Source organism: Planctellipticum variicoloris, assembly GCF_030622045.1.
In the GTDB taxonomy this organism is placed as follows: Bacteria; Planctomycetota; Planctomycetia; order Planctomycetales; family Planctomycetaceae; genus Planctellipticum; species Planctellipticum variicoloris.
Map to the genome: position 1 here is coordinate 4,033,041 of NZ_CP130886.1, position 25,727 is coordinate 4,058,767.

Annotated in this window: 20 protein-coding genes; 12 read left to right on the top strand and 8 right to left on the bottom strand. The window is 64.8% G+C overall.

The window, feature by feature from the left end:
* The first annotated feature begins 164 nt into the window (after nt 1-164).
* Entirely contained in the window at nt 165-1,466 is a 1,302-nt protein-coding gene (locus SH412_RS15660; protein WP_419555811.1) for an IS4 family transposase, read from the top strand.
* Between the two features lie 44 nt (nt 1,467-1,510).
* Here the strand turns inward: SH412_RS15660 and SH412_RS15665 are convergent, their stop codons facing one another.
* Nucleotides 1,511-2,455 (bottom strand): bile acid:sodium symporter family protein, encoded by a 945-nt coding sequence (locus SH412_RS15665; protein WP_336518954.1) that lies wholly within the window; start codon nt 2,453-2,455, stop codon nt 1,511-1,513.
* Nucleotides 2,456-2,909: 454 nt separating this feature from the next.
* Here SH412_RS15665 and SH412_RS15670 point away from each other — a divergent pair, with 454 nt between their 5' ends.
* The 3 genes from SH412_RS15670 to SH412_RS15680 all read left to right on the top strand — a co-directional run bounded on the left by SH412_RS15670 (nt 2,910) and on the right by SH412_RS15680 (nt 5,925).
* The gene (locus SH412_RS15670) at nt 2,910-4,388 is read left to right on the top strand and encodes a UbiD family decarboxylase (RefSeq protein WP_336518955.1); all 1,479 of its coding nucleotides are present in this window, start codon (nt 2,910-2,912) and stop codon (nt 4,386-4,388) included.
* Nucleotides 4,385-5,125: a bifunctional demethylmenaquinone methyltransferase/2-methoxy-6-polyprenyl-1,4-benzoquinol methylase UbiE gene (gene ubiE, locus SH412_RS15675; protein ID WP_336518956.1), complete on the top strand. Its 741-nt coding sequence runs from the start codon at nt 4,385-4,387 to the stop codon at nt 5,123-5,125. The genes SH412_RS15670 and ubiE overlap by 4 nt, the downstream gene beginning before the upstream one ends.
* Before the next feature lie 110 nt (nt 5,126-5,235).
* Nucleotides 5,236-5,925, top strand: a complete 690-nt coding sequence (locus SH412_RS15680; protein WP_336518957.1) for a UbiX family flavin prenyltransferase — start codon at nt 5,236-5,238, stop codon at nt 5,923-5,925.
* Here the strand turns inward: SH412_RS15680 and SH412_RS15685 are convergent.
* Nucleotides 5,922-6,203, bottom strand: a complete 282-nt coding sequence (locus tag SH412_RS15685; protein WP_336518958.1) for a transcriptional regulator — start codon at nt 6,201-6,203, stop codon at nt 5,922-5,924. The genes SH412_RS15680 and SH412_RS15685 overlap by 4 nt on opposite strands.
* A gap of 313 nt (nt 6,204-6,516) precedes the next feature.
* Between SH412_RS15685 and SH412_RS15690 the strand changes: the two genes are divergently transcribed.
* Nucleotides 6,517-9,516 carry a hypothetical protein gene (locus SH412_RS15690; RefSeq protein ID WP_336518959.1) on the top strand — a complete coding sequence of 1,000 codons (3,000 nt, stop codon included), beginning with the start codon at nt 6,517-6,519 and terminating at the stop codon, nt 9,514-9,516.
* Between the two features lie 364 nt (nt 9,517-9,880).
* A complete protein-coding gene (gene fbaA / locus SH412_RS15695; RefSeq protein ID WP_336518960.1) occupies nt 9,881-10,912 on the top strand; it encodes a class II fructose-bisphosphate aldolase in 1,032 nt (343 codons plus the stop codon).
* A gap of 124 nt (nt 10,913-11,036) precedes the next feature.
* Here the strand turns inward: fbaA and SH412_RS15700 are convergent, their stop codons facing one another.
* Nucleotides 11,037-11,423, bottom strand: coding sequence for a VOC family protein (locus tag SH412_RS15700; protein ID WP_336518961.1), 387 nt, complete (start codon nt 11,421-11,423; stop codon nt 11,037-11,039).
* A 437-nt stretch (nt 11,424-11,860) separates the two neighbouring features.
* Entirely contained in the window at nt 11,861-13,282 is a 1,422-nt protein-coding gene (locus SH412_RS15705; protein ID WP_336518962.1) for a hypothetical protein, read from the bottom strand.
* A gap of 462 nt (nt 13,283-13,744) precedes the next feature.
* On the opposite strand from SH412_RS15705, the gene SH412_RS15710 reads away from it, so the two are divergent.
* Entirely contained in the window at nt 13,745-14,104 is a 360-nt protein-coding gene (locus SH412_RS15710) for a hypothetical protein (RefSeq protein ID WP_336518963.1), read from the top strand.
* A gap of 128 nt (nt 14,105-14,232) precedes the next feature.
* Here SH412_RS15710 and SH412_RS15715 read toward each other — a convergent pair whose 3' ends face one another.
* The 3 genes from SH412_RS15715 to gyrA all read right to left on the bottom strand — a co-directional run bounded on the left by SH412_RS15715 (nt 14,233) and on the right by gyrA (nt 17,764).
* Nucleotides 14,233-14,490, bottom strand: a complete 258-nt coding sequence (locus SH412_RS15715) for a ParE family toxin-like protein (protein WP_336518964.1) — start codon at nt 14,488-14,490, stop codon at nt 14,233-14,235.
* An 8-nt stretch (nt 14,491-14,498) separates the two neighbouring features.
* Nucleotides 14,499-14,717 carry a hypothetical protein gene (locus tag SH412_RS15720; RefSeq protein WP_336518965.1) on the bottom strand — a complete coding sequence of 73 codons (219 nt, stop codon included), beginning with the start codon at nt 14,715-14,717 and terminating at the stop codon, nt 14,499-14,501.
* Between the two features lie 251 nt (nt 14,718-14,968).
* Nucleotides 14,969-17,764 (bottom strand): DNA gyrase subunit A, encoded by a 2,796-nt coding sequence (gene gyrA, locus SH412_RS15725; protein WP_336518966.1) that lies wholly within the window; start codon nt 17,762-17,764, stop codon nt 14,969-14,971.
* 433 nt (nt 17,765-18,197) lie between these two features.
* Between gyrA and SH412_RS15730 the strand changes: the two genes are divergently transcribed.
* From SH412_RS15730 to SH412_RS15750, 5 genes are all read left to right on the top strand, one after another.
* Nucleotides 18,198-20,405, top strand: a complete 2,208-nt coding sequence (locus SH412_RS15730) for a serine/threonine protein kinase (protein ID WP_336518967.1) — start codon at nt 18,198-18,200, stop codon at nt 20,403-20,405.
* On the top strand, nt 20,398-22,176 hold the full coding sequence (locus SH412_RS15735) for an adenylate/guanylate cyclase domain-containing protein (RefSeq protein ID WP_336518968.1): 1,779 nt from the start codon (nt 20,398-20,400) through the stop codon (nt 22,174-22,176). The genes SH412_RS15730 and SH412_RS15735 overlap by 8 nt, the downstream gene beginning before the upstream one ends.
* A gap of 203 nt (nt 22,177-22,379) precedes the next feature.
* On the top strand, nt 22,380-22,655 hold the full coding sequence (locus tag SH412_RS15740) for a hypothetical protein (RefSeq protein ID WP_336518969.1): 276 nt from the start codon (nt 22,380-22,382) through the stop codon (nt 22,653-22,655).
* A 141-nt stretch (nt 22,656-22,796) separates the two neighbouring features.
* Nucleotides 22,797-23,345, top strand: coding sequence for a response regulator (locus SH412_RS15745; protein WP_336518970.1), 549 nt, complete (start codon nt 22,797-22,799; stop codon nt 23,343-23,345).
* 179 nt (nt 23,346-23,524) lie between these two features.
* Nucleotides 23,525-23,824: a hypothetical protein gene (locus tag SH412_RS15750; protein WP_336518971.1), complete on the top strand. Its 300-nt coding sequence runs from the start codon at nt 23,525-23,527 to the stop codon at nt 23,822-23,824.
* Here SH412_RS15750 and SH412_RS15755 read toward each other — a convergent pair.
* Nucleotides 23,794-25,281: a PP2C family protein-serine/threonine phosphatase gene (locus tag SH412_RS15755; RefSeq protein WP_336518972.1), complete on the bottom strand. Its 1,488-nt coding sequence runs from the start codon at nt 25,279-25,281 to the stop codon at nt 23,794-23,796. The two genes, SH412_RS15750 and SH412_RS15755, sit on opposite strands and share 31 nt — an antisense overlap.
* Nucleotides 25,282-25,727: the final 446 nt, after the last annotated feature.

A 25,727-nucleotide genomic window follows, 5' to 3' on the forward strand; every position in this document is an offset into this window, starting at 1 on the left:
TTTGCACTGCCTTCCGCCGCTCCCCCACAATCAAACCTCCAAGTCCCGCGAAGGCGCCGCGATGGCCGCCCGCACATCGGCAGGCGGGAGCCCAATCTCGTTCGGCACGCTTTTTGCGCAGGCCGATTGAGATTGTAGTCTTTCTCCCTGCGGAGGGAGTGGCGATGGCGGAGAAGGGGCTGACGGAGGAGGAGCGGCGGGAGCTGATTGGTCCTTTGGCCGGGACCGTCCTGCTGCGGCGCATCTTTCCGCTGCTGCAACGATTGGCTCCCTGCGGGACAGAACGCGACACCGCTCGCAACCGGCAGCTGTTCTACAGCCAGTATGCCGCGCTCCTCCTGATCGGCTTCTTCAACCCCGTTCTCAAGTCCGCCCGGGCGCTCGTCGCAGCCTCGGGACTGAAAAAGGTCCAACAGCTCGCCGGCGGGCAAAAGGTCTCGGCCGGGGCCTTCTCCGAGGCCTCGTCCGTCTTCGATCCCTCGCTCCTGGAAGGACTCGTTCACGAACTCCGCCGCCAGTTCGCCCGGCATCAGTTCCGCGTGAGCCGCAGCGGTCGGCTGGGACGCCTTCCCAACCCGATCGTCGAACGTCTCGTCGCCGTCGACGGGACCGTGCTGTCGGCCTTGCCGCAGATCGCCGCCCGGCTGGGACGCGGTTCTCAAGGCCAGTGGCGGCTGCACACCCAGCTTCGCATTCACGACCAGAGGGTCGTGGCCTCGACCCTCACCGAGGAGCCGGCCAAAGGGCCGCACTCCGAGCGCGCCGTCACGCTCCAGCAGATCCAGGCCCGCGAACCGCAACCCGCCGGTGCGCCGGGAGACCTTTATATTCTGGACCGGGGCTATCGCTCGGCCGTGGTGTTCAACGAACTGGTCGAAGCCCGCTGCGACTACGTCTGCCGGCTCAATCGCGGGGACGGTCGCGTGGTCGAGGGACTGGTCAACGACGCGAACGGTCATGCGGTTCAACTCCCCGCGCTCACCGAAGCCGATCGCGCCGCGGGGGTCGTGGCGGATGAACTGATCGCGCTGGGCGGCGGCAGCGGAGCCAGTCCCGCAAGAACCAATCACGTCGTGCGGCGGATCACCGTCGAGCCAGTGCCCGGTCGACCGAGTTCGGCAAGGCAGGGGCGGCTTCGCAGCGACCAGACCGGGCGGGAAGGCCTGATCCTGGCCACGACGCTGCTGGATCTCCCGGCCGAACAGGTGGTGCTAATCTATGAATGCCGGTGGCAGATCGAGCTGTTCTTCCGGTTTCTGAAGCAGGTGCTGGGCTGCAAGCAACTGCTCTCGGCGAAGACGCGGGGCGTGGAGATCCAGCTCTACTGTTCGCTGCTCGCCGGGCTGCTCCTGGCCCTGGCGACGGGAGGCAACCTGTCGCGTCGAGCGTATGAAATGGTCTGTCTCTACATGACCGGCTGGGCCGACGACGAAGAACTCCTCGCCGCCTTCCCCCAGCCGCCATAGATTATGCAAGCACCGTGCCGAACGAGATTGGGCGGGAGCCTGCCCTACGCCGGAGCCACCTCCACGGCCGGCGCCCGCGACCAGTGCCGGGCCAGCAGCGAGGCCGTCAGCACGCACCCGAACGTGTAGGCGGCGGTGGGAATTGCCGCCGCGGGATAGTCTGGAAAGAGGTGCAGGACGAGGGTTGTTCCGAGACCGCAGTTCTGCATGCCGACTTCGATCGCCAGCGTCCGCCGCATGGGAACGTCGGACCGCATGGCTGCGCCGGCCCAATAGCCGCCGATGTAACCCAGCACGTTGATCAAGAGCAGCGCCACCAGGACGTCGGCCCGCACGCTCCCGAGCCGGTCACGATTGAGACCGACCACCGTGGCAATCACCCAGAGGATCATCAGATTGGCCAGACTCGGAGCCCACCGGTCCGCCAGCCGTTGGAAGACTGCCGAAACCCGGCACAGCCCCAGCCCCAGCAACACCGGCAGCACGACCTGCAGGACGAGCATGATGCCGGTCTGAACCATGTCGACCTTGTGCGTAGCGCCGAGCGTCAGCCAGAGCAGCAGCGGCACGACGACCGGCGACAGAAACGTCGAACTGGTCGTGAGGGCCACGGAATAGCTCAGGTTCCCGCCCGCCGAAAGGGTGATCACATTCGAGGCCATGGCGCCCGGGACGCAACCCACCATCACCACGCCGATCAGCAGGTCCGGAGGAAACTGAAACGCATGACCGATCAGATACGCGGCCAGCGGCATCACCGTGTACTGCGTCACGGTCCCCAGGACGACGGCGGGCCACCGGCGGCCGATGGCCACAATATCTGACCACTTGAGCAGGCAGCCGACGAAAAACATGACCAGGGCGATCGCCAGATTCAGATACGGCTTGCTCCCCACCCACGGATCGAAGCCGCCGCCCGCAATCCGGGGCCAGACAAAGGCGACCGTCGACGAGCCGATCAGCCACCACAGCAGATTGCGTTCGAGCATCGGGCCACGGTCTTTCGAAAGAGGGGGACTCGCCGGGCTGGAATTGGACTCGAACCGGCGTGGAAAGTCGATTCCGGAGCAGGGGCAAATTGCCGCGGGACCTCCTATAATCCGCAACGGAACGGACAAACCACGAATCGCACGAATGAACACGAAGTCCAGGTAGGGGAAAGAGTCGGAAACCACGGAGCTCACGGAATGCACGGAGACAGACAGAAGCTGAGGGAGAGTGACTGAGCGGGAACTGGGCTGGGCCGGTACGAGACTCAAGACTCCTCCAGCAATTGGCGGTCCTCAAGACTGCCGGAAGTCAACTCAAAGAGCCTGACTTCATTTCCGTGTTCTCCGTGTCTTCCGTGGTTCAGCTCTTCCGCATTTCTTCGTGTCAATTCGTGCCATTCGTGGTTCACCTCCATCCGTTCTGAGCATCGCGCAAGCCGGGATCGCGAGAGAGATGGCCTACGAACTGCTGGGAGATTTTCTGGCCGAGCTGCAGGACGCCGGGGAGCTGGTACGGATCCCCGTACCCGTCGACTCCGCCCTGGAGCTCGCCGAAATCACCGACCGGATCTGCAAAATCCCGGGCGGCGGCCCCGCCCTCTTCTTCGAAAACGTCCGCGGCAGCACGATCCCCGTCGTTGCCAATCTGCTCGGCAGCCGGCAGCGGCTCTGCCGCGCGCTCGGCGTCAAATCCCTCGACGAACTCTCCCAGCGGATGCTGGCCTTCCTGCAGCCGGAACTCCCCGACGGCTGGCTGGGGACCCTGAAACGAATGCCGGAACTGGCCCAGCGATCCATGCTGCCGCCGCGAACCGTCAAAACCGGCCTCTGCCAGCAGGTGGTCAAACTCGGCCGCGATGTGAATCTCTGGGATTTCCCGGTCCCCCGCTGTTGGCCCGACGAAATTAACCCCCTCATCACCCAGGGCCAGATCTACACCCGCGATCCCGACGGACAAACTCGCGGCGTGGGAGCCTTTCCCCTGCAGCTCGTCGACCGGACCCGGCTCCTGCCACAATGGCATCACGACTACGCGGCCTGTCGACACTGTCGCGCGGCGCGGGCGGCTCAGCGGCAGTTGCCGATCGCCATCGCCCTGGGTGGCGACCCTGTCTTCCCGCTGATGGCCTCCGCCGGACTCCCCTTCCCCGCCGATCCCTGTCTGCTCGGAGGTTTTCTGCGAAGTTCGAGCATCGAACTGGTCAAGTGCCGGACCAACGACGTCGAAGTCCCGGCGAACGCAGAAATTGTCATCGAAGGCTTCATCGACGCCGACGGTCCGCTGGAGCTGTCCGCCCCCGCCGGCTGCGGCACCGGATACTATCTCCCCCCGGAAGAACTGCCGGTGATCCAGGTCTCCGCCGTCACCCACCGGGCCAATCCCGTCTGGCCGACGCTGGTCTACGGCCGCCCGCCGATGGAAGACTACTGGCTGCAGCTCGCCAGGGAACGTCTCCTGACGCCGATGCTGCAGCTCGCCGCTCCGGAAGTCGTCGACTGCCACGCCCCGGCATTCGGAGCCGGACGAAACTACCTGTTCGTATCGATCCGCAAAGACATTCCCTACCAGGCCCGGCGGGTTCTGAACGCCGTCTGGAGTTTCGGGCCGATCGCCCAGACCAAGACGACCGTCATCGTCGACGCTGACGTGAACGTGCAGCGTCCCGAAGAAGTCTGGTACGCCGCAGGCGTGCATGTGAATCCCGAGCGGGACGTGGTATTCAGCGACGGACCGATGCATTGGGACGACCATGCCTTGCCGATTCGCGGCGTCGGCCGGCGGATGGGCATCGACGCCACGCGTAAACTCCCTGAGGAAGGAGCAGCCCGGCCCTGGCCCGCCGCGCTGCGCACCTCCGGCGAAGTCTCCGAGCGCGTGACGCAGCGCTGGGCGGAATATGGATTGCGTCGCGGGCCGGGAGGACTGGGATGAGCGTCGTGGTGGATAAGACTGGCTCGCGCGTCAAGCAGATGTTCGGCGAGATCTCCGGCCGATACGATCTGCTGAACCACCTGCTGTCAGGCGGCGTGGACTACTACTGGCGCTGGCGGACCGTCCGCAAATGCAGCCCGGAAGGGGACGCGCCGATTCTCGACGTCTGCACGGGCACCGGCGACCTGGCGCTGGCCTACTGGAAGCGCGGCCGGGGCCAGATCGAAGTCCAGGCCACCGACTTCACCCCCGAAATGCTCGTCCTGGCCCGCATCAAGCGGGACAAGCAGATCGGCAAGGCCATCGCCGCGGGGGGCCAACCGCTCGAATTCGGCGAGGCCGATACGCAGGAGCTTCCCTTCCGGGACGATCACTTTCAGATCGTTTCGGTGGCATTCGGGCTGCGAAATGTCTCCGACACGCAGCGTGGCCTGAAAGAGATGCTGCGGGTCTGCCGGCCGGGCGGCCGGGTCGCCGTGCTGGAGTTTTCCGTCCCCGGCAACCGCTTCTTCCGGGCGTTCTATTTGTGGTACTTCAAGAATATCCTCCCGCTGATCGGGCAACTGGTCGCCCGCAATCAGCAGTCGGCCTATAACTACCTGCCGGCCTCAGTCTCGGAGTTCCCGCACGGCCAGGCGCTGGCGGACATCATGACCGCCTGCGGCATGACCGGCGTGACCTTCACGCCGCTGACATTTGGCATTTCGACGCTTTATATCGGCCGGAAGCCGGCGTAAGCCAGTTCTTCAGGGTGGCACGCCCTGAGTCCTCGAAGGGCGTGTCTTTGCAGTTCAAGATCACGCCCTTTGCAAGACCTCAGGGCGTGCCACCCGATCGGAGCGATGCTGTGCCTCAGGGTCATGATCTCGTCGTCGCCATCACCGGAGCCAGCGGCGCCCCGTACGCCATCCGGCTGCTGGACGTGCTGCTGGCCGCCGGGCGGACGGTGCATCTGACGCTGAGCGCCGCCGCCACCGAGGTCATGAAGTACGAACTCGGCCTGCAGGTCAGCGTGACGGAGTTTTCCCCGGCCCAGCTCTTTCCCAAATGGGACAGCCTGCCGGAAGACGGCCCCTATCGCCGGCTCTGTCCGCCGCGATTGACGGAGATCTCCGCCGAGGGATCATCGCCAACCGGCGGTCGCCTCGTCTATCACCCGGTCCGCGACTATCGGGCCGGAATCGCCAGCGGCTCATTTCTGACCGGCGGAATGGTCGTCTGCCCCTGTTCGATGGGGACGCTGGCCGGCATTGCCACGGGGCAGTCGCAAAACCTGATTCACCGGGCTGCCGACGTCCATCTGAAAGAGCGTCGCAAGCTGGTCCTGGTCCCGCGCGAGACGCCGCTGAGCAGCATCGCCCTGACCAACATGGCCCGGCTGTCGGACCTGGGAGTCGTGATCCTGCCGGCGATGCCGGGGTTCTATCACGAGCCACAGTCGCTGCACGACCTGGTGGATTTCGTGGTCGCCCGGATCTGCGACCAGCTCGGCGTCGAGCACTCGCTGATGAAGCGCTGGGGCGACCGCGAGGTTTAGCGTTCCTCGAGCTGCTGCTTCAGTTCATCCCGTTCCTTGCGGGTGACTTCGAGATCGAACATCAGGTATTTGATGTCGAGCCGGAGCTGCGAGAGAGCTTCCTGCACCAGCGACAGAATCCGACGCCGACGGCGAACCGATTCCAGCACGCGCTGATAGGCGATGTCCAGTTCCGGCGGGCGGGGGCCGGCGAGCGTCGCAATCTGGCGGCCCAGTTCCAGGAATTCGCGCGGCAGCTCGTCGTCTTCGGTCTCTGGCAGTCGCGAAACGGGTTGCATGGCGTCGGCCTTCGGGGAATGGTGTCTGGCGTCACCGATTCTGCGCGCCCGAGGTGGGTCTCCACAAGGACCATCCTTAAGTCGCACCGTCATATGTGTTTGCGGCTTGAGTTGCGGATTTGCGGGTTGCAACGGATCGTTGCCGTGCGACAACGGTTCCACTTTTCAGCCGTCGCAACTTCCTGTAGAATCAAGGAGTTAGCACAAAGTTCCGGTTGTATCGCCGCGTGGTCCGACGAAAACGCGCGGGGCGTGAAAACCATGAGGACTTTCCGCCGCTGGTTGCGTTTTTTGCAAGAAACCAGGGCGGGCCGTGCAGGATGTACGGGTTGTAGCGATTTTTCCGGTGGTGGTGCTCGTGCCGAAGGATGGGCTCGACACAGCCGTGCGACGGGCGTGCCGATCGATGATCGGTGCGGCGCTCGCGGTCTGCGCCGCGCTCGCCTTGTTCAGTTCCGCGCAAGCCGAAGTTCTGCATGACCCCATGGACGGTCTGGAGACCTCCTGGCAGGTCCGGCTCCCGCCGGGCGACGGCCGAGTGCTGCAGCACACCCGCGAGACATCGGGAGCCCGGTCGCGTCGCTGCGAAGCGCTGCGGTTCTCGACGCTCCGCGACGGAACGTGGTGCTCGCTGGAAACGCCGATCACTCCCGCGCGCGCACTCGACGAACTGTCGATCAGCCTGTGGGTTCGCAGCAATCGACCGGGCATTGTGATGGCGATTCAGGTCGTGTTCCCCGGCATTCTCGACCCGCAGACTGGCGTGCCGCTGACCGCGGTCATCCGGGGAGAAAGCTATCAGGATGCGGGGCGCTGGCAGCAGCTCCGCTGTCGCACGACGAACCAGGAAGTGGCCCGGCAGCTCGGCCTGATCCGCGCCCGCTTCAAAGACCGCCTGGCCGATGATCCGGGCATGGTCCACGTTGATCGAGTTCTGGTCGGCATGAAGCTGTCGACAGGAACGCTGGATCTGGCGCTGGATGACCTGGAAGTTTCCCCCCACGTCCCGGTCTCCGCGAACGTCATCGAACAGATGCGGGGCGAGGCCGCGAGTTCGGCGGCCGAGCCGCCGATGGAGTTCCGCCTGGACCGCCTGCTGGTCTCGGGCCGCCCGTTCTTTTCCGTCATCGTTCCCTATCACGGCGAGTCGCTCAGCGAGATTCACGAGGCCCGCTTCAATACGGTCTGGACGCCCGATCTTGCCGACAAGGCGGTTGTCGGGGCGATCCGCAGAAAGGGTCTCTGGATCACCACCGCCCCCCCGCAACCCGGTGCAGAAACCGGCGATCCCGGCGCTGCCGCAGCCAGCCTGCTCCCCTTCGGCGAGGACGCCGAAGGAGTCCTGTTCTGGATGCTCGGCGCCCGGATCCCCTCGGCGTCGTATCCGCAGATTCAGCAGTGGATTCCGCAAGTCCAGCAGGCCGACCGGGCCTGGAACCGACCGATCGCCGCCGACGTCATCGAAGACGAACGGCTGTTCTCGCGGAATATCAGCATGCTCGGCATCAGCCGGCATTCGCTGAATGGCACGTTGACGCTCCAGGGCTACCGCACGTGGCTCGCCGAGCATCGGGGCCTGGCCCGGCCGGGGACCTTCTGCTGGACCTGGATTCAGACCGAGCCGTCGCCCGATCTGCTGGAACAGATCCCCGCGGGAGGTCAGACGCCGATCCTGGAGCCCGAACAGATTCGGCTGCAGCTCTACGCGGCCTTGATGGCCGGCTATCGCGGCGTCGGCTACTGGTCGACCGGATCGCTGGAACCGCAGCCGAACGATCCGCTGTCACGGGAGCGGTGGCTGGCCATCAAACAGCTCAACCTGGAATTAAGCCTGCTGGAACCGTGGCTCGGTTCGAGCCTGGATGTCATGCCTCCCCTGCCATTTACGCTCAAAGTCCCGCAGGGACCGACCGTCGGAGCGGGGAGCGTGGGCTTCGGCAACGGACTGCTGTCGGGGTTCCAGCGGGACGCCCGGCTCCGCGATCAGGAAGCCCGCCTGCGGGCCGAGAAAGCGCGGGCGAACGAGCTGACGGCGGCGGCCATGCGAACCGATTACGGTACGCTCGTGCTGCCGGTCTGGCTCGAACGACATGCGCAATTCTGCCCCGACCAGATGGCGGGAAACGACGCGACCTTCATTGTGCCGGGGGTGGGTGAATCCGCTTCGGCGTGGGAAATCACGACGACCGGCGTCCAGAGTCTCGTTCCCGAACGGGTCGCGGGAGGACTAAAAGTCACCCTGCGGCGTTTTGATCAGACGGCCGCGATCCTTTTCACCTCCGACCGCGACCTGATCACCCGACTGGAGAAAAGAGCCGGCGAAATCGCCGAACTCAGCGCCCGGACTTGCGTCGAATTGGCGCAACTCAAGCTGGAGCGCGTCCGGCAGATCGACGAGCAGCTCAAGTCGCTCGCCCCCCCGCAGCCGGATGGACCGCAACTGCTGGCGACCGCCCGCGGCCTGCTGGGAATGGCGGAAACCGCCTTGAGAAACAACGACTGGGCCTCGGCCCGGCTCCGCGCCGGCGAGTCGCTGCAGCTCGTCCGCAAACTGCAGCGGGCGCACTGGTACGACGCCATCCGCCGGGCTTCGCCGGTCAGCAGTCCGTACACGATGTGTTTCCAGACGCTTCCCGACCACTGGAAAATGCTTGCCCAACTGGGACGATCCCCCTCGCAGAACAGCGACAATCTGCTCCCCTCCGGGGAGTTCGATGATTTCGACACCTTCCAGGCCGACGGGTGGCAACACAATCAGTCCGACGATCCGGCCCTGCAGGCGTCGGCCGAGCTGTTTCCGCAAGGCTACGATGGCAGCCGTTCGTCGCTCCGACTCTCCGCCCGAGTCCGGCTGGGACACGAACCGCCCCGAAGTCTCCCCCGGGCGCCGGTCACGATGATCACTCCGCAGATTCTGGTCCGCGCCGGACAACTGGTGCACATTAGCGGCTGGGTCAAGGTGCCGAAGTCGTTGCTCGGAGATGTCGACGGCCTGATGGTCTACGACAATCTGCTGGGAAAAGTCGGCGCCATGCGATTCCACGAATCCCAGGATTGGCAGCAGTTCGAGATGTACCGCGAAGTTCGTCAAAGCGGTCCTCTGACCGTCACATTGGCGCTGCATGGCCTCGGCGACGTTCAGATCGACCGCCTGCGGATTGCAGCGATCGACCGGGTGGCCTCGACCGCCAGCCACAGCGACGACGGCGGGAAAGCCAGCGTCAAATCTCCGCGCGACCGGTTCCCCGGCCTGCCGCGGTTTGCACCGCTGATGGGGCCGAAGAAACCGGCCGTCGAGACGGAAAAGCCGTGATCTTGGTCAGTTGTCGGTAGTCAGTTGTCAGTGGCGGTGAAGTTCGGATGCTTCTTCTGGCTCTCGACTCCCCTGTCGGCATTCGACATTGCTTGAACGAGCAGATCGGGAACGGCGAGCGGCGAATCGCCGGAGGAAGAGGGCTGATCGCGGATCGCTCATCGCGGATCGCCGGAGAAAGTGGCTTCGCGGCTCGCTTCTTATCCGGCTCTCGACTCTGGTTGCTCGACTCTCGACTCCCCTGTCGCTTCCGGTCTGGACCGGCAGGGCCTAAAATGCCTGGCGTCATCGGCTTATGGAACAGCCGATTCTGATGGATCCCTGTTTGTCGAAGCGGCCCCGTGCGGGCCGGGGAATCGAAGTCATGCCGATCGCCAGCCCCAAGCAGTATGCCGCGATGCTCGATGCCGCCCAGCAGGGCGACTATGCGTATCCCGCCGTCAACGTCTCCTCCCTCGTCACGCTGAACGCCGCCTTCAAGGCGTTCGCCGACAAAAAGTCGGACGGGATCATTCAGGTCTCAACCGGCGGCGGCCAGTTCGCCTCGGGCCAGAACGTCAAAGACATGGCCTTCGGCGCGATCGTCCTGGCGGAAGCCGCGCACCGCCTCGCCGAGAAGCACAATGTCATGGTCGCGCTGCACACGGACCACTGCCAGCCGGGCAAGGTCGAATCGTTCCTGAAGCCGCTGATCGCCGAGACCGCCCGCCGCCGCAAAGCCGGCCTGCCGAACCTGTTCCAGTCGCACATGCTCGACGCCTCCGAATTGCCGCTCGCCGAGAACATGGCCCTGAGCAAGGATCTGCTCAAGCTGTGCGTCGAGAACGAAATCATTCTGGAAGTCGAAGCGGGCGTCGTCGGCGGCGAAGAAGACGGCGTCGATCACTCCGATCATCCCGCCGAAAAACTCTACACCACGCCGGAAGACATGGTCGCCGTGCATGAAGCCCTGAGCGGCATCGGCCGGTTCCTGTTCGCCGCCACGTTCGGCAACGTCCACGGCAGCTACAAGCCGGGCGCGGTGAAGCTCCGTCCGGATATTCTGAAGCACGGTCAGGACGCGGTGATGGCCAAGTACGGCAAGGCCGCCAAGTTCGACCTTGTCTTCCACGGCGGCTCGGGGACGCCGCTCGAAGAGATCCGCGAGACGCTGGGTTACGGCGTGGTGAAGATGAACATCGACACCGACACGCAGTACGCGTTTACGCGTCCGGTGGCGGACCACATGTTCAAGAACTACTCGGGCGTGCTGAAGATCGACGGCGAGATCGGCGACAAGAAGACCTACGACCCGCGGGCCTATCTGAAGGCGGCCGAAATCGGCATGGCCGCCCGGCTGGGCGTGGCGTGCGACGATCTGCTGAGCACGGGGAAGACGCTGTTCGGGAAGATTTGAGCGGCGGGTATCGGGCCTCGGGATTCGGGTCTCGCAGAGGTCGCTGCGCGACTGAAAAGATGATTCAAAGCCGGAGATGGGGATGGCCCTGTCTCCGGCTTTTGTTCTATGCGAACATGAACCGTTAAGCGTCTGTCCGCGAGTGCAGCGCAATCCGGTTTCCTTCGCTGTCTCGCAACAGGGCGCGGAAGCCGTGGGGGCCGATCATGTGGACTGGCTCCAGGATCTCTGCGCCCAGCGACGCCGCCTGGCGGACGGCGTCCCGGATGCGGCCGTCCGTATTGAAGTAGACCAGCAGGCCGCCGTTCTGTGCGATCGCGCCGGCGTCGGGGATCAGGCAGCCAGCGTTCCCGTCGTGGTGGTCAAGCACGCCGAACGGCTTTCCGCCGAACTCTTCGCGATGCACCTTGATGGCGAGAACGGCCGCGTAGAACTTGCAGGCGCGGTCGAGATCGGCGACGGGGACGTCGCACCAGACGACGCGATTGTGGGTTGAGTTGAAGTCGGTCATGGTCAGCTCCAGTCAAAGAGGAGATCTCGCGCAAACAGAACCGCGGCCGTGAATCGGTCGGGAGCACCGCCACGACGATCCACGGGGCGAACTTATGCCATTCAGCATAACGCTCTCCGCTGCGGTCCGGCACGATAACTTTCAATGAAGCCAGCTTGGTCGAAAGACTCCGCGCGAGCGAGAGAATCGGTCGTTTTGAGCGATCTCGCCGGCCACGATCGTGAGGCGTGCCTCATGTCCCCTCTCCCGCATTCTGATGTGGGAGAGGGCCAGGGTGACGGCGCATTTCCTTCTGGAAAAATCGCGAAGACACCCTCACCCTATCCCTCTCCCAACGAAGACGTCGGGAGAGGGGACAAGAGAAAGATCCGCGGTTTCAGATTCGATGCCGGTGATTTCGTTGCGCATCCTGCCGACGACCTGATCGTCGCCGGTGGCTATTCCGCGTCATCTTTGAGGATCTCGAACAGGCCGCTGCCTGTCAGGCTTGCCAGCAACTGTTGGCGGGCGTCCGCGAAGAGTGCGTCGGGGACGGGTTCGTACGTGCTTTCATCAATCCTCACGCGGGGCGCCAGCCGCAGGACGGGATTGTCCTCGCCGAGCAGACGGCAGCGGACTTCTCCGGCATAAGCCCCTTCCGGTTCCTCGGTGACATTCTGCCACACGATCGGATGAAAGCTGCGGATCCAGCGCATGCCGAGCGTCCCGGCGCCGATGTCGATGACCCCCAGATCGTTCGCTTCAAACTGCGACAGGGTCTCGACGGGGACGGTCTTTTTCGTGGTCTTGCCGTTCGGATAGGGCTGATATTCGAGTTCGTAATTGCGAATGATGAAATTCCACGTGGTCTGCCATTGCTGCACGATCCGCACCGGCTCCAGCTCCCGCGGGCTGCGATCGAAGTAGCCGTTGAGAAATCCGACCGCCGGGAAGCCGAGCATGAACCCGCCGAAGACGCCCAGGAGCGAGGCGCCGAGTCGGCGGCCGAGCATCGGCCATTTCGACGGGGCGTTCCGATCGACGCCGAACTGCGACAGAATCACGAACGGAATCGCTGCGAGCCCGATGCCGATGGCGTAGGGTTGCCAGCGGCCGTCGAGGGGTTGGTAGGCTTCCAGGACGTAAACGAAGCTCAGCAGCAGCCAGAACGCGAGCATGACCCCGAAAACGATCAGCAGCACGCCGAGCGGCGAGACCGACGCCAGCGGCTTGCCATTTTTGGTGATGAAATCGCGGTCGGGATCGATCCCCAGCCAGCCGTAGATTCGCAGCGACTTGTCGAACTCGCCCGGCAGAGCCACCAGCGAGACATAGTCGCCCGGTTTCAGGCCGCTGGACATTTTGGGAGCGTCCCCCAGGCCAAACGTGTCGGGGGCGGGGATGATCGATGTCTGCAACTCGTTCAATTCGGGATGGAGGAATTCCACCGCGGCCATAAAGCGGCCGAGCGGGGCCTCCTGAGTCCCCTCGGCCTGGACTCCCACGTCGTGCACGCGACCGACCAGCGGGTCGCCGCGGTGCACGTAATCGAGCAATCCCCAGGTTGTGGCGTTGCGGAACCAATACAGGCCGGCGATCACCGCCATTCCCGCGCCGCACCAGCTCAGGTAGCCCAGCGGCAGCAGGTACCAGCTCATCGTCTGCACAAACGGCAGGGGAGCGGTGACCCAGCAGGCCGCGGCGATCGTCAGACAGCTCCAGACCGCGGTGTGCCGTCCGATCGTATAACGGCTGCGTCGCGCAAACGCCGGCATGGGCCGCGGCGGTTCCTGCTGGAACGCCGGGTTGTGTTCGAAGTCCTCCGGAGGCTCGAAGGGACCGAGTTCGACGGGCGGCGGCGCAGCGCTATCGGAGGTCATGCACACGTCCTTGGGAGGGGGCGTCTGGTGGAGCACCGGCGGGTGCGTCGAAGCGGTCGACAATCTAATAGCGATTGGGGAGCGATGCCAATCAATTCGGGGTGAAATCGCTATTGGAGCAGAACCGTCCGCACCCGTCCCGCCGAGTGGTCAAGTCTCGGCCTTCATCGGCTCGGGCGAGCAACACTTTGCAGGAACTTCACACAAGAGCCATCCCGCGCGGGGCCTCGTGTCCCTTTGCGACCCCGGCCTCGATCGGAATGACGACCAGCGCCACTCGCCGCTTCGCATCATCCGGCCAGATTCGTCTCCCCAACCCGCCGCGAACGCGTTGTCCGGTCACTTCGTGCTGCGGTTTCGTCCAATGTTCCGTCCGGCCTGAAAATTGACGATCATTGATCCCCGGAGTATTTTCCATTCGGATGTTTGAGCAACACACAGTCATGCGCAGGGGGACTGACAATGGCCGCGTCCGCAACAGCTCTGGCAAGCGAACTTCTCGAAGGCGACCCGGGCGGACTTGAAGAACTTCGCATCCACGAGTTCGACGACGACGACGAAGCCCACGACGACGAGGCCGTGCAAAAACTGTACGAGGAGTTTTCGTCCGAGTGCGATCGTGTCGTAGCCGCTCTCTCAAAGAAGTATGGCAAACCATCACGCACGGGAACGGAAGGTGACGAGGTGATTCCGCTCAACGGCGTCTTCCGGTTCGCTGTGTGGTCGGTGGGAGAGGCGCAGCTCTTCGTGGCCGCCGCCCATGAGGATCGCGGAGTCCCGGTCCTGCTGATGCTCGGTACGACGGACGGGGATCTCGCCTGACAATCCGTCGCACTGGACCGCGCGGTCCGCGCGTGTCTGACACGAACGCCGACTTTCGCCTGGGCGCCTGTCGCTTCGCGACCCCAGTTGCCATCGGATTGGCGGCCGGGGCCACTCACGGCGTCATTTCATCGTCGATCGAGCAGGTGATCGTAGTCGGCATGTGATCCGATCCAGAACCAGGTGATCGAGTCACCTTCCAGTAATCCGAGAGCTCGCCAGTCCAGGCTGACTCGCACCGAATAAATCGGTTCGCTGGAATGGATCTTCTTAAACTGCAGACCGGGGTGGGAGGGATCTTGTCGCCAGAGGCGGTACGCCTTCCTGGCCTGATTTTTGACTGTCTCCGGGAGTGCCGCAAAGCATTCCAGGAACGCTTCAGTCACGACCGAATTCACAGCTCGTCGATCCCGACTTGCCGGACCTGCCCGGCACGGATCTGTTCGCGTGCCCGATTGGCAAGCTGGTTCAACTGGTCCTGCGAACGGGCAAACGTTTCGTCCCAGCGGCGTTCGTCGGCCAGTTCATCGAGGATGATCGCCGCCATCGCGTCCTGGCTTGCCGGCGGGAGCTTCTGCAACTCGGCGAGAGCCTGCTCAAGCAAGCGCGTCATCGGACCTCTCCGGGAATCGATTGGAACCGGCGGCCGTTTCTCGGCGAACGAGTCGCAGTTCTTCCGTCCAGATTAACGATGTCCGCAGAGAACTGGGAAGTTTTCTTTCCTGCGAATCCATTGCGGCCCGCTGTCGCCGTCGCTCGCGAAGCAAAGAGCCCTCCCGGCCGGATGACTGGGAAGGCTCTCGTGGTTCTTCGCGGATGAGCGCAGACAGGAATGTCTGTGCCACCATAGAGGTTTCCGGCGGACTATTCGGCGTCCGCTTCGGGTTCGGCCGCGGGAGGAATGGCGTCTGGCGGCCGGACGGTGTCGGTTTCTTTCGCGACGTCGGACTCCAAGGCTGCCGCGTCTGACAGCTCGACGACTTCCGCCGGAATGCGGGCCACAGAGACGAGTTTGTCGTCTTCGTCGAGACGCATGACCCGGACCCCCTGCGTGTTGCGGCCGATCTCGTTGATCTCGACCACGCGGATGCGCTGAATCTTGCCGGCCGACGTCACCAGCAGCACTTCGTCCCCGTCGGTGACGGCGAGGACCTTGACCGCCAGGCCGTTGCGGTCGGTCGTCTTGATGTCGCGGATTCCCTTGCCGCCGCGACGCTGGCGGCGGTAGCTCTTGTTGCCGTCGGCGGCTTCGTCGCCGTCTTCTGCGGCCTCTTCCTCGGGCAGTTCGGCGTCGACCTCGGCTTCGACGTCCGCGTCGGCGACGGCCTCGTCGGCGGGGGGGACATCGGCGAGTTCTTCCAGACCGAAGGGAGTCCGTTTGCCGTAGCCGTTTTCGCAGACGGTCAACAGACTCATGTCGGCTTCGACGACGACCATGCCGATCACGATGTCGCCGGACTTCAGCCGGATGCCGCGGACGCCGGCCGTATTCCGGCCCATGGCGCGGGCGTCGGATTCATTGAAGCGGATCGCCATGCCGCTGGCCGTCGACAGCAGAACGTCCTGGCGGGGCGAGACGATGCGGGCTTCGACCAGTTCGTCGCCGTCGCGGAGGTTGATGGCGATGATGCCCCCCTTGAGGGGCCGGCTGTAGGCCGACAGGGCCGTCTTCTTCACCACGCCCTTGCGGGTGGCCATGATCAGGAAACGTTCGTCGTCGAACTCGCGGACGGCGACGCAGTTGACGACGGTCTCGGCCTCCTGGAGCTGGAGCAGGTTGACGATCGCCCGCCCCTTGGCGATGCGGCTCTGGACGGGAATGTCGTAGACCTTGCGCCAGAGGACGCGGCCGCGGTCGGTGAAGAACAGCAGCCAGGCGTGCGTGCTGGCGACGAAGAGGTGCCGGATGGCGTCTTCTTCATCGGTCTTCGCGCCGGTGATCCCCTTGCCGCCGCGATTCTGAGACTGGTAAACCGTCAGCGGCATCCGTTTGACGTAGCCGCGTTGGGAGAGCGTGACGACCATCGGCTCTTCGGCGATGAGGGCTTCGGGGTCGTAGTCGCCCAGTTCTTCGTCGGTGATCTCCGTCCGGCGCTTGTTGCCGTAGCGGTCCTGCAGGGCCTGCGTCTCCTCGCGGACGACGGCCCGGAGATTGGCTTCGTCGGAGAGGAGCCGGAGGTATTCGGCGATCTCGGTCAGCAGCTTCTCGTGCTCGTCGCGAAGCTTTTCGCGTTCGAGGTTGGCGAGCGAGCCGAGCTGCATCGAGACGATGGCTTCGGCCTGGTTGGCGGAGATGTTGTAGTTCTCGCGCTCGCCATATTCTTCGAGGAACATCCGGAACCCGTTGTCGCCGAGGGCGCGGGCGATCAGCGGGCCGGGAATCTCGATTTTCTGCAGCCGTTCGCGGGCCTCGGCCCGGCTGGGGGACTGACGGATGGTGGCGATCACCTGGTCGAGGTCGATCTGGGCGATCAGCAGACCTTCGACCGTGTGCTTGCGCTTGCGGGCTTCGCCGAGCAGGAACTCGGTCCGCCGCCGGGTCACGTTGATCCGATGGCGGATGAATTCGGTCAGCATCTCCTTGATCTTGAGCGTCACAGGCCGGTTGCCGACGAGGGCCAGCAGGATCATGCTGAACGTCGTCTGCAGCGACGAGAACTGGTAGAGCTGGTTGAGGACCACGTCGCGGTCGGCATCGCGCTTCAGGACGATGTGGAGACGAACCTGCCACGGCGGGAGCGTCCGGTCGGTCAGGTCGATGACGCGGGCGATTCCCTTGACCTTGTCGTCCCGGACGAGCTGTTCGAGCTTTTCCCGGATCCGGTCGCGAGTTTCCATGTAGGGAATCTCGTTGACCTCAATGATCTCGGTGTTCTTCTCCGTGATGAAGCGGGTCTTCGCGCGGAGAGTGATGGTCGACCGGCCCGTCATGTAGCCGGTTTTGATGCCGTACCGGCCGCAGATCACGCCGCCGGTCGGAAAGTCGGGGCCGGGCATGACTTCGACGATTTCGTCGACGGTCGCCTCGGGGTTGTCGATCAGCAGCTTGATGGCCTCGCAGACTTCGGCGAGGTTGTGAGGGGGAATGCTGGTCGCCATGCCGACGGCGATGCCGCTGGAGCCGTTGACGAGGAGGTTCGGAAACCGCGACGGCAGCACGACCGGCTCGCGATTGCGCTGGTCGTAGCTGAGGACGTAGTCGACGGTATCGCGTTTGAGGTCGTCGAGCATCTCGGCGGCGACTGCGGAGAGGCGGGCTTCGGTGTATCGCATGGCCGCGGGGGGGAGGCCGGCGAGCGAACCGAAGTTCCCCTGCTTATCGACGAGGACTTCACGCATGTTCCAGTTCTGGGCCATGCGGACGAGGGTGGGATAGACGGAGCCTTCGCCGTGCGGGTGGTAGTTACCGCTGGTATCGCCGCAGATCTTGGCGCATTTGACGCGGCCGGAGGCGGGACCGAGGTTGAGGTCGTTCATGGCGACGAGGATGCGTCGCTGGGAGGGCTTGAGGCCGTCGCGTGCGTCGGGGAGCGCGCGGCTGATGATCACGCTCATCGCGTAGGTGACGTAGCTGGTCCGCATCTCGTCCTGAATGGGGATCTGGAGAATGCGTTCCGTGGGATTTTCCTGCGGCGTCTGTCCTGCGTCACCGGTCGACAATCGAGATCTCCTTCCAGTCAGCGGCGGGAGTGATCCGCGAACCATCGGTCCGCGGAGATCGCTGGCGGCCCGCTCCAGGGCCTGCGATTCGGCCGGCCCCCTCAGAGCCCGCCAACCGCCACTTGCAAGTCCAGTCGCGACAGCGGTTTGCGACGACAGTCGCCAAGCTGACTCGACGCAGCGATTGTACCGGTTTTTGTGGCGTATCTCAATGCAGCGACGGCGTTTCCAGTGCGGCTGAAAACGTCGTCAGGACCGTGTCGGAGACCAACGTCCCGGCGGTGGCCACGGGGTGGAACTTGCGGGGGTGCTGGCGATGCGGAATCGTGCGGTCTACGATGCTGAGCGGGGATGGCTGCGCGTGGACCAGCGGGCGGCAGCCATGCCCTCGAAGGCCGAGGGAGCAACGTCGTCGCCGGGAGCAGGAAGTCCAATGGCAGGCAGGGAGTCCGCCGAAAACACGGCCGGCGACGAGGAAGCGGACCTGGACGGGACGGCGGTCCAGGATGAAGCGGCGCGCGACCGGGCGCGGGCAATCAGCCTGTCGGGGGGGCAGCCGCCGACCACTCTGCCCGGTTATCGAATTCTGCGGCAGATCGGCGAAGGGAAATACGGCACGGTCTGGCTGGCGCGGGAGCTGAATACCGGCAAGCACGTCGCGATCAAGTTCTACACGCATCGGCGGGGAGTGGACTGGTCGCTGCTGGGACGTGAAGTCGAAAAGCTGGCGGTGCTGTACACGTCGCGGAATATCGTGGGGCTGCTGTCGGTCGGCTGGGATCACGATCCTCCGTATTACGTGATGGAGTATCTGCCGAACGGATCGCTGGCGACGCGGCTGGAGCAGGGCACGCTGCCGACCGTCGAGGCGGTGCGGGTCGCAACGCGCGTCTGTCAGGCGCTGGTGCATGCGCATGGCAGCGGCATTCTGCACTGCGACCTGAAGCCGGCGAATGTGCTGCTGGATCAGGACCAGGAGCCGCGACTGTGCGATTTCGGGCAGTCGCGGCTGGCGGACGAGCAGAGTCACGCTCTCGGGACGCTGTTTTACATGGCGCCGGAACAGGCGGATCTGAAAGGGGTTCCGGATGCCCGCTGGGACGTTTACGCCCTGGGGGCCCTGCTGTACCACATGCTGGTGGGTCAGCCTCCTTATCGGTCCGAGGAGGGCGAGCGTCTGCTGAAGAATGCCGGTTCGCTGGAAGAGCGGCTGGAGATCTACCGGAGGATCGTGCGGCGCAGCCCGAGGCCCAACGGGCATCGGCAGATCGCGCGGGTGGATGCGGGGCTGGCGGAGATCATCGATCGGTGCCTCGCCGTCGATCCGGCCCGTCGATTCGCCAACGCGCAGGCGGTGCTCGATCGCCTGCGGATGCGGGCGCAATCCCGCGCCCGACGGCCGATCCTGGCCATCGGGCTGATCCTGCCGATCGTGCTGCTGGCGGGGCTGGCCCCCGTGGCGCTGGCGGCGATGCGGGACGCGGTGTCGACGGCGCGCGACAACGTCACCGCGCGGGCGCTCGACAGCAACGCGCTGTCGGTGAGCCTGCTGGCGGACTCCTTGCGTCAGGCGCTGGAGCGGCGTCTGGGCGAGCTGTCGTCGATCGCGGCGGACGAGCAGGTGCGCGACGCGGTCGAGCGGGAGATCGACAACCCGCCAGACCAGCGCGCCGCCCTGTGGAAACTGCTGGATCAGCGTCGCACGACGATGGACGTCAAGCTCACCCAGGAACGGCGCCGGGTGGACGCGAGCTGGTTCTTGTGCGATGCCGGCGGGGTGCAGCGTTGGCGGAATCCGCGCAGCGATTCTCAGGAGAAGAACTACAACTTCCGGGACTACTTTCACGGTCTCGATGTTGAGTTTGTCGAGAACGCGGCCCCGGAAGGGATCCGGCCGATCGAAGAGCCGCACATCTCTCTCGCCTACCGAAGCACGTCAACCGGCCAGTATTCGATCGCTTTGTCCGCACCCGTCCGGGACCAAGAGAATCGGAAAGTGATTGCGGTCCTGGCGCGGACGCTGGACCTCAGCGATCTGCTGATGGACTACGAGAAATCATTGATGGAACACGGCGTGAGCCTGTCGGGGCGCAAGCTGGCGTTGATCGACAGCCGGGAATGGAAGCTGCTGGCCCACCCGTGGCTGACGGATCACGCCGACAAACTGAGCGTGGTGCAGTTCGATCAACTGACGTTGCCGGAAGTGATGCAGTATCAGCTTGCTGAGATGTTGCGAATCACTCCGTTGCAGGCCGCCGAAGATCGACTCGACCGGAGCGACGACTATCTCGATCCGGTCGGGTTGCTGCCGCCGGACAAGTACGGGGGCGTTCGCGAATACGGAGGGGGCTGGCTGGCGGCGTTCAGCGCGGTCGGAAATACGCACTGGATTGCAGCGGTCCAGGAGGACCGGGATGCGGCGTGGAAGCCGGTCGACGGGCTGCGTTCGCGGCTGCTGATGTCGGGGCTCGTCGGGCTGGGTGTGGTGGGGGTGCTGCTGGTGGGCATGTGGGGCCTGATTATCGGGCTGCTGAACGACCGGGGGCCGCGCTGGCTGCGGAATCTGGCGGGACGGGGCCGAACGGAACTGGCAGGTTCGACGCTGCTGTCGCTGTCGACCAAGGGGTCCGAAAGTGATTGAGGTGATTGCGCAGGGACCGCAACCGGGACAGCGCTGGCGGAATCGCCTGCACCCGGGACGGACGATGGTGATCGGCCGGGGGGCCGATGCGGACTGGCCGGTGCCGTGGGACAATCAGATCTCCCGTCGGCACGTCGAACTGCGGCAGGAATTGGACGAAGTCTATGTCTCGCGGCTGGCCGGGAGCCGGAACCCGCTGTTCGTATCGGGTGCGGAGGTGGAGTCGGCCCGGCTGCGCGTCGGCCAGCATCTGGTGCTGGGGGAGACGGTGATCACGTTTGCGAAGGCGGAGTCGGAAGCGGCTGCGCAGCCGCAGGCGACGGTCGAAGTCGTCGCTTTTACGGCCCGGGAGCTGCGCAAGGTCCGCTATCAGGATCCGGAGAACCGCATCGAAGTGCTGACGCACTTGCCGGAGGTGATTGCGGGTGCGCGGGACGACGGCGAGCTGCAGCACCGGCTGGCGAATCTGCTGCTGCGCGGAATTGTCCATGCGGACGCAATCGGCCTGGTGTCGCTGACTCCCGAGGGGGAAGTCCGGATGCTCTACTGGGACCGGCGCCGGGAGACGGCGGGAGAGTTCCGCCCGAGCCGGCGACTTGTCGCGCAATCGCTGGGCGAGAAGCAGAGCAGCGTAATGCACGTGTGGGAGAGCCAGGAGGGGGCCGGGGCGACCGACCACACGCAGATGCAGGAGTTCGACTGGGCGTATTGCACGCCGGTCTCGGGACTCTCGTCGGAACCGGCGGGGTTCTACCTGGCGGGCCGGATGGGGAAGACGTTCGTACCGGGGACGACGCTGTCGGACAGTCTGCAGCTCGAAGCGGACGTGAAGTTCACCGAGCTGGTGGCGGAGATTATCGGGGCCGTGCTGAAGGCCCGCCGGCTGGAGCGGCAGAAGGCCGGCCTGCGGCAGTTTTTTGCGCCGCCGATTCTGGCTGCGCTGGGCGACGATCTGGATACGACGCTGCTGGAGCCGGCGGAGTGCGACGTCACGGTCATGTTCTGCGACCTGCGGGGCTTCAGTCAGCGGTCGGAGGATTCGGCGGGTGACCTGATCGGGCTGCTGGAGCGGGTGAGCCGGGCGCTGGGAGTCATGACGCAGCAGATTCTCGAACACGGCGGCGTAACCGGCGATTTTCAGGGAGACGCCACGCTGGGGTTCTGGGGCTGGCCGATTCCGTCCCCCGATGCGGCGGTGCATGCCGCCCGGGCGGCGCTGGGGATCCGCGCCGCGTTCGCGCGGGCGGCCGCGCAGAAGAATCACCCGCTGGCCGATTTTGCGATGGGGATCGGGATTGCTCACGGGCGGGCGGTGGCGGGCAAGATCGGCACGTCGGAGCAGGTGAAGGTGACGGTGTTCGGTCCGGTGGTGAATCTGGCCAGCCGGCTGGAGAGCATGACCAAACAACTGCGGGTGCCGATTCTGCTGGATGAAGCGACGACGGCGATTCTGCGGGAACGGATGTCGGCGGACGAAGGGCGATTGCGCCGGCTGGCGCGGGTGCAGCCGTACGGACTGGAAACGGCTGTGGAGGTCAGCGAGCTGGTTCCGCCGCTGGCGGAGTTCCCCGAACTGACGGACGCGCACATCACCGACTACGAGCGCGGCGTCGACCACTTCATCGCGGGTCGCTGGGACGAAGCATATCGACACCTGCACGGAATGCCCGCGAGTGATCGTGCGCAGGATTTCCTGCTGCAGCATCTGGTGGCCGGCGGTCGGACGGCGCCGCCAAACTGGGACGGCGTAATCCGGCTGCCGAGCAAATAGGCAGACCGTTGTCGTCGCGTTCAAGTCCTCCTGATCGTCCGGACGGCGGGGCAGGAAGCCGAGAGCGCCTGACGTTTGATTCAGGACAAATCTGCGGTGCGGCGCAACGGCATTTCAGAAAGCTGAGTTAGATTGTCTTCGAGCGACAGACTGCTGAGGTCTGCCGATCCGGAGCAACCGTTGCCATCGGCACTGAACTAACGATGAAACCAATCGGAATATTTCGATCTGCCGGGATGCCGATCAACCGGCGCGAGTCGCCGGTCGATGATCAAGACGCTGCATCTTTTGCGCAATTGCCCGCAGAGACGAGCGGCATCCGTATTGAAGGAGGAGGAGGTTTTCCCCATCGAGAGGAGCCGTCCGACGCCCGGTCGATCTTGAGGACGCTGAATCAGATTTTCGATGGCGCCATCGAAAATGACGACCGCGTTTTCGACTTTGGCGCGCCACGGCAGTCCGACTTACCTCGATCGTGATCGACTGTTTTCCCGCTATCAGCGGCCTCATCGATTTCGGCGGAATTTCACCGGAATCGACTCACTCCTTCCGCAGGTCTCGCATCGCAGCCGTTAACGTGACGGCGGCTCTTTCGGTCAGAGCCTCAAACCTCCTGAAACATGCCAGCATCCGAACTGCAGCAACCTTCGGCTTTAACAGGTCGCAACCACATCCTGGTGATCGACGACGATCCGCTGTTTCGGAGCCTGCTGGTGACGATTCTGCGGCGCGACTTCGCCGTATCGGTGTCGAGCGACGGAGCCGAGGGGTTTTATCTGGCGCTTGAGAAGGTGCCGACGCTCGCGATCGTGGATATCCAGATGCCCGGCTGGGACGGCCTGCGGACCCTGCAGGCCTTCCGATCGCACCCGCTGCTGCAGTCGGTGCCGGTGATTATCCTCACATCGGACGCCAGTCGCGAGACGGTCGTGGCGGCGATCCACGGCGGCGCCGACGAGTACATCGTCAAGACCAGCTTCAATCGCGAAATTCTGCTCGAAAAAGTCGGAAAACTGCTGATGCGCGGAGCGCGGAGGCCGTCGGTCCTGTCGCCTGCGGACGCCGCGGTCGCGGCGCCGGCGCAAGACCGACGTTCCAGCGTCAGCGGAATGGCGGCGAAGCTGGACGACGAGGCGCGTCTGCAGGAAGTTCTCGACGGGTGGGAATAGTCCGGTCGGCGAGGGTGCAGCGGTCGAGGCCGGTTCCGGGAGGGCTTCTGTCGATGGCGGGATCTGCGAACTGACGACGGATTGTGCGAAGAATCTGCTTTCATCGCCGGAGAGAATCGGCATAGAATCGACCTGTGGCGTGGAACGACGTCATCCGCCACAGGGAGGTTCGGAAACCAATGCTCCACTTCAGTTGCGATGGCTGCGGCAAGCCGCTCGGCGATGATCGCTATGTTCTGCGGATCGAGGCCTATCCCGCCTTCGATCCCGAGCAGTTGCAGGAAAGCGACCTCGATGTCGACCACCTGCAGGAAATTGCGCAGACCCTGGCCGAGGTCGATGAATGCGAGACCTCGCCCGAGGATGAGCATCGATCGCGGCAGTACCGGTTCGACCTGTGCGCGGCGTGCCACAAGAAATTTCTGCGCGACCCGCTCGGACGGGATGCTCACCGCCGGCTGGACTTTTCCAACAACTGACTCCCCGAGCGGCCGGCGCCGGTCAGTCGAATGACGAGCAGCGTCCGATCGTCGGGAGCGTGTGGCGTCCCGGCGGTGTGCCGCAGCATCGCCTCCCAGACGGCGGAAGCGACCGCTTCCGCGCCCGCGTCCGCGCTGCGGGCGGCCTGCAGCAAGCCGCCCGTCCGGAACGCCTCGCGCGTGGCGCTGGTGGATTCGGTAATTCCGTCCGAATAGAAGAGCAGGACATCCTCGGGCTGCAGTTGCATAACGGAACTGCTGTAGGGCGTTTCGGGCAGAATTCCGAGCAGCAGGCCGTGCGATTCGAGGGCCTGCGCCTGCCCGTCGCGCAGCAGGAACGGCGAGGGATGTCCGGCGTTCGCGTATTGCAGGGTCAGTGTTTCGAGGTCGAGCGTGGCGCAGACGAGGGTCATGAATTGTTCGGCGCGGGTGACGCGATACAGCGCCGCGTTGATCCGGCCGAGGAGCTGCGACAACGAGAGCCGGCTGTTCAGATCCGGGAGGAGTCCGTGAATGGCGCCGCGCGCCAGCGACATGATGAGCGCCGCGGGGATGCTGTGACCGACGGCGTCGCCGACCGCAATCAACGCTTCATTGTCGTTCCGGAGAAACAGTTCGCAGAGGTCTCCCCCGAGATCGCCCGCGGTCTGGCTGCGGACCGCCAGATCCAGCCGGCGATCGCTGCGCAATCCCGCATGAATTCCGCCGTGATGCTCCAGTCCGGCCTGACGCAGTTCTGTGCTCAGCCGACGCCGGGCCGTCCGTTCCTTGAGGAGCAGCATCCGATCGAGCAGAGCGGCAAGCTGTTCGGCCACGCGGGCGAGCGGAGCCTGCTCTGCCGCTCCGAGCGGACGGCGACGGCGTTCGAAACACCAGAGCGTGCCGATGGGAACGCTTTGCAGTTCCACCGGAATCGCCAGGCCCGATTCGACGTTGTCGGGCAGCCAGGGGAGGTCGGCCGCGTTCGACCGTTGCAGGAGGACCATGCCGTCGCGAAACGCCCGCCAGTCGGGTGCGCCGGACTCGAGCGACCGGCGCGGCCTGGGGAATTCGCGTGCGGAAAGCTGCCAGGCGGCCCGCAGCCGCAGCTCGCCGGCGGACGCATCGAGCATCAGGAAAGCTGTCGTCCAGGTCCGGGTGAGCTGGGCCGCCGCACGCAACAGCGATTCCAGCGAGGCGCGGAGGTCCGGCTGCTGCAGGTGCTGGCTCATTTCGAAGAGGGCGCCGACGTCGCGCGAACGGGACTCCAGGTTGCGATCGGCCTGGGTGACCTGGCTGAGCAGGTCTGCGACGAGATCGCCCAGCTCGTGGACGACTTTCAGATGTGCCGGGCTGCGGGACTGGTGGGAGGGATCCAGCCGGAGGAGTCCGGTGACAGCCTGGCCGTCGTGGATCGGAGTCTGCCAGGGGGCCGGCGGTTCGTCGCGGCGCTGACCTCCGGCGGGAACGTACTCCAACGGACAATCGATCGCCCGGCCGAGTCGGCGGCAGATTTCGGCGATCCAATGGTGACGTGGGGTAGTGGGCGGAGAATGCATGACGGCCCGCGGGAGAGCAAGCCTGACGGAGGTTCCCGGCAGTGCTCCATCCGTTTATCGACCGGCAGAAACGGCCGGTCGAGCGGTTTGACGCGGAAGACTGATCTGCGGGTTAGGCGGGGCGTGCGGCTGGGGGCGTGCCGACCTTGAGCGACGGGCGAACGCGCCCGGAGAAACGGATTCTCCGGGCGCGTTGTCGAACAGATTGTCGATATCGACCGGGCGGCAAGCCCAGAGTCGGGTGCAGTCGGTCAATGGTGGTGGGAAGTCGGCGACCGGGGAGTTCTTCGGCGCCAGACCGAGATTCGGCGAACCAATGTACGATGGACGTCCTCGTCCGTCGACCGCGCGGATCAAGCCGTGCC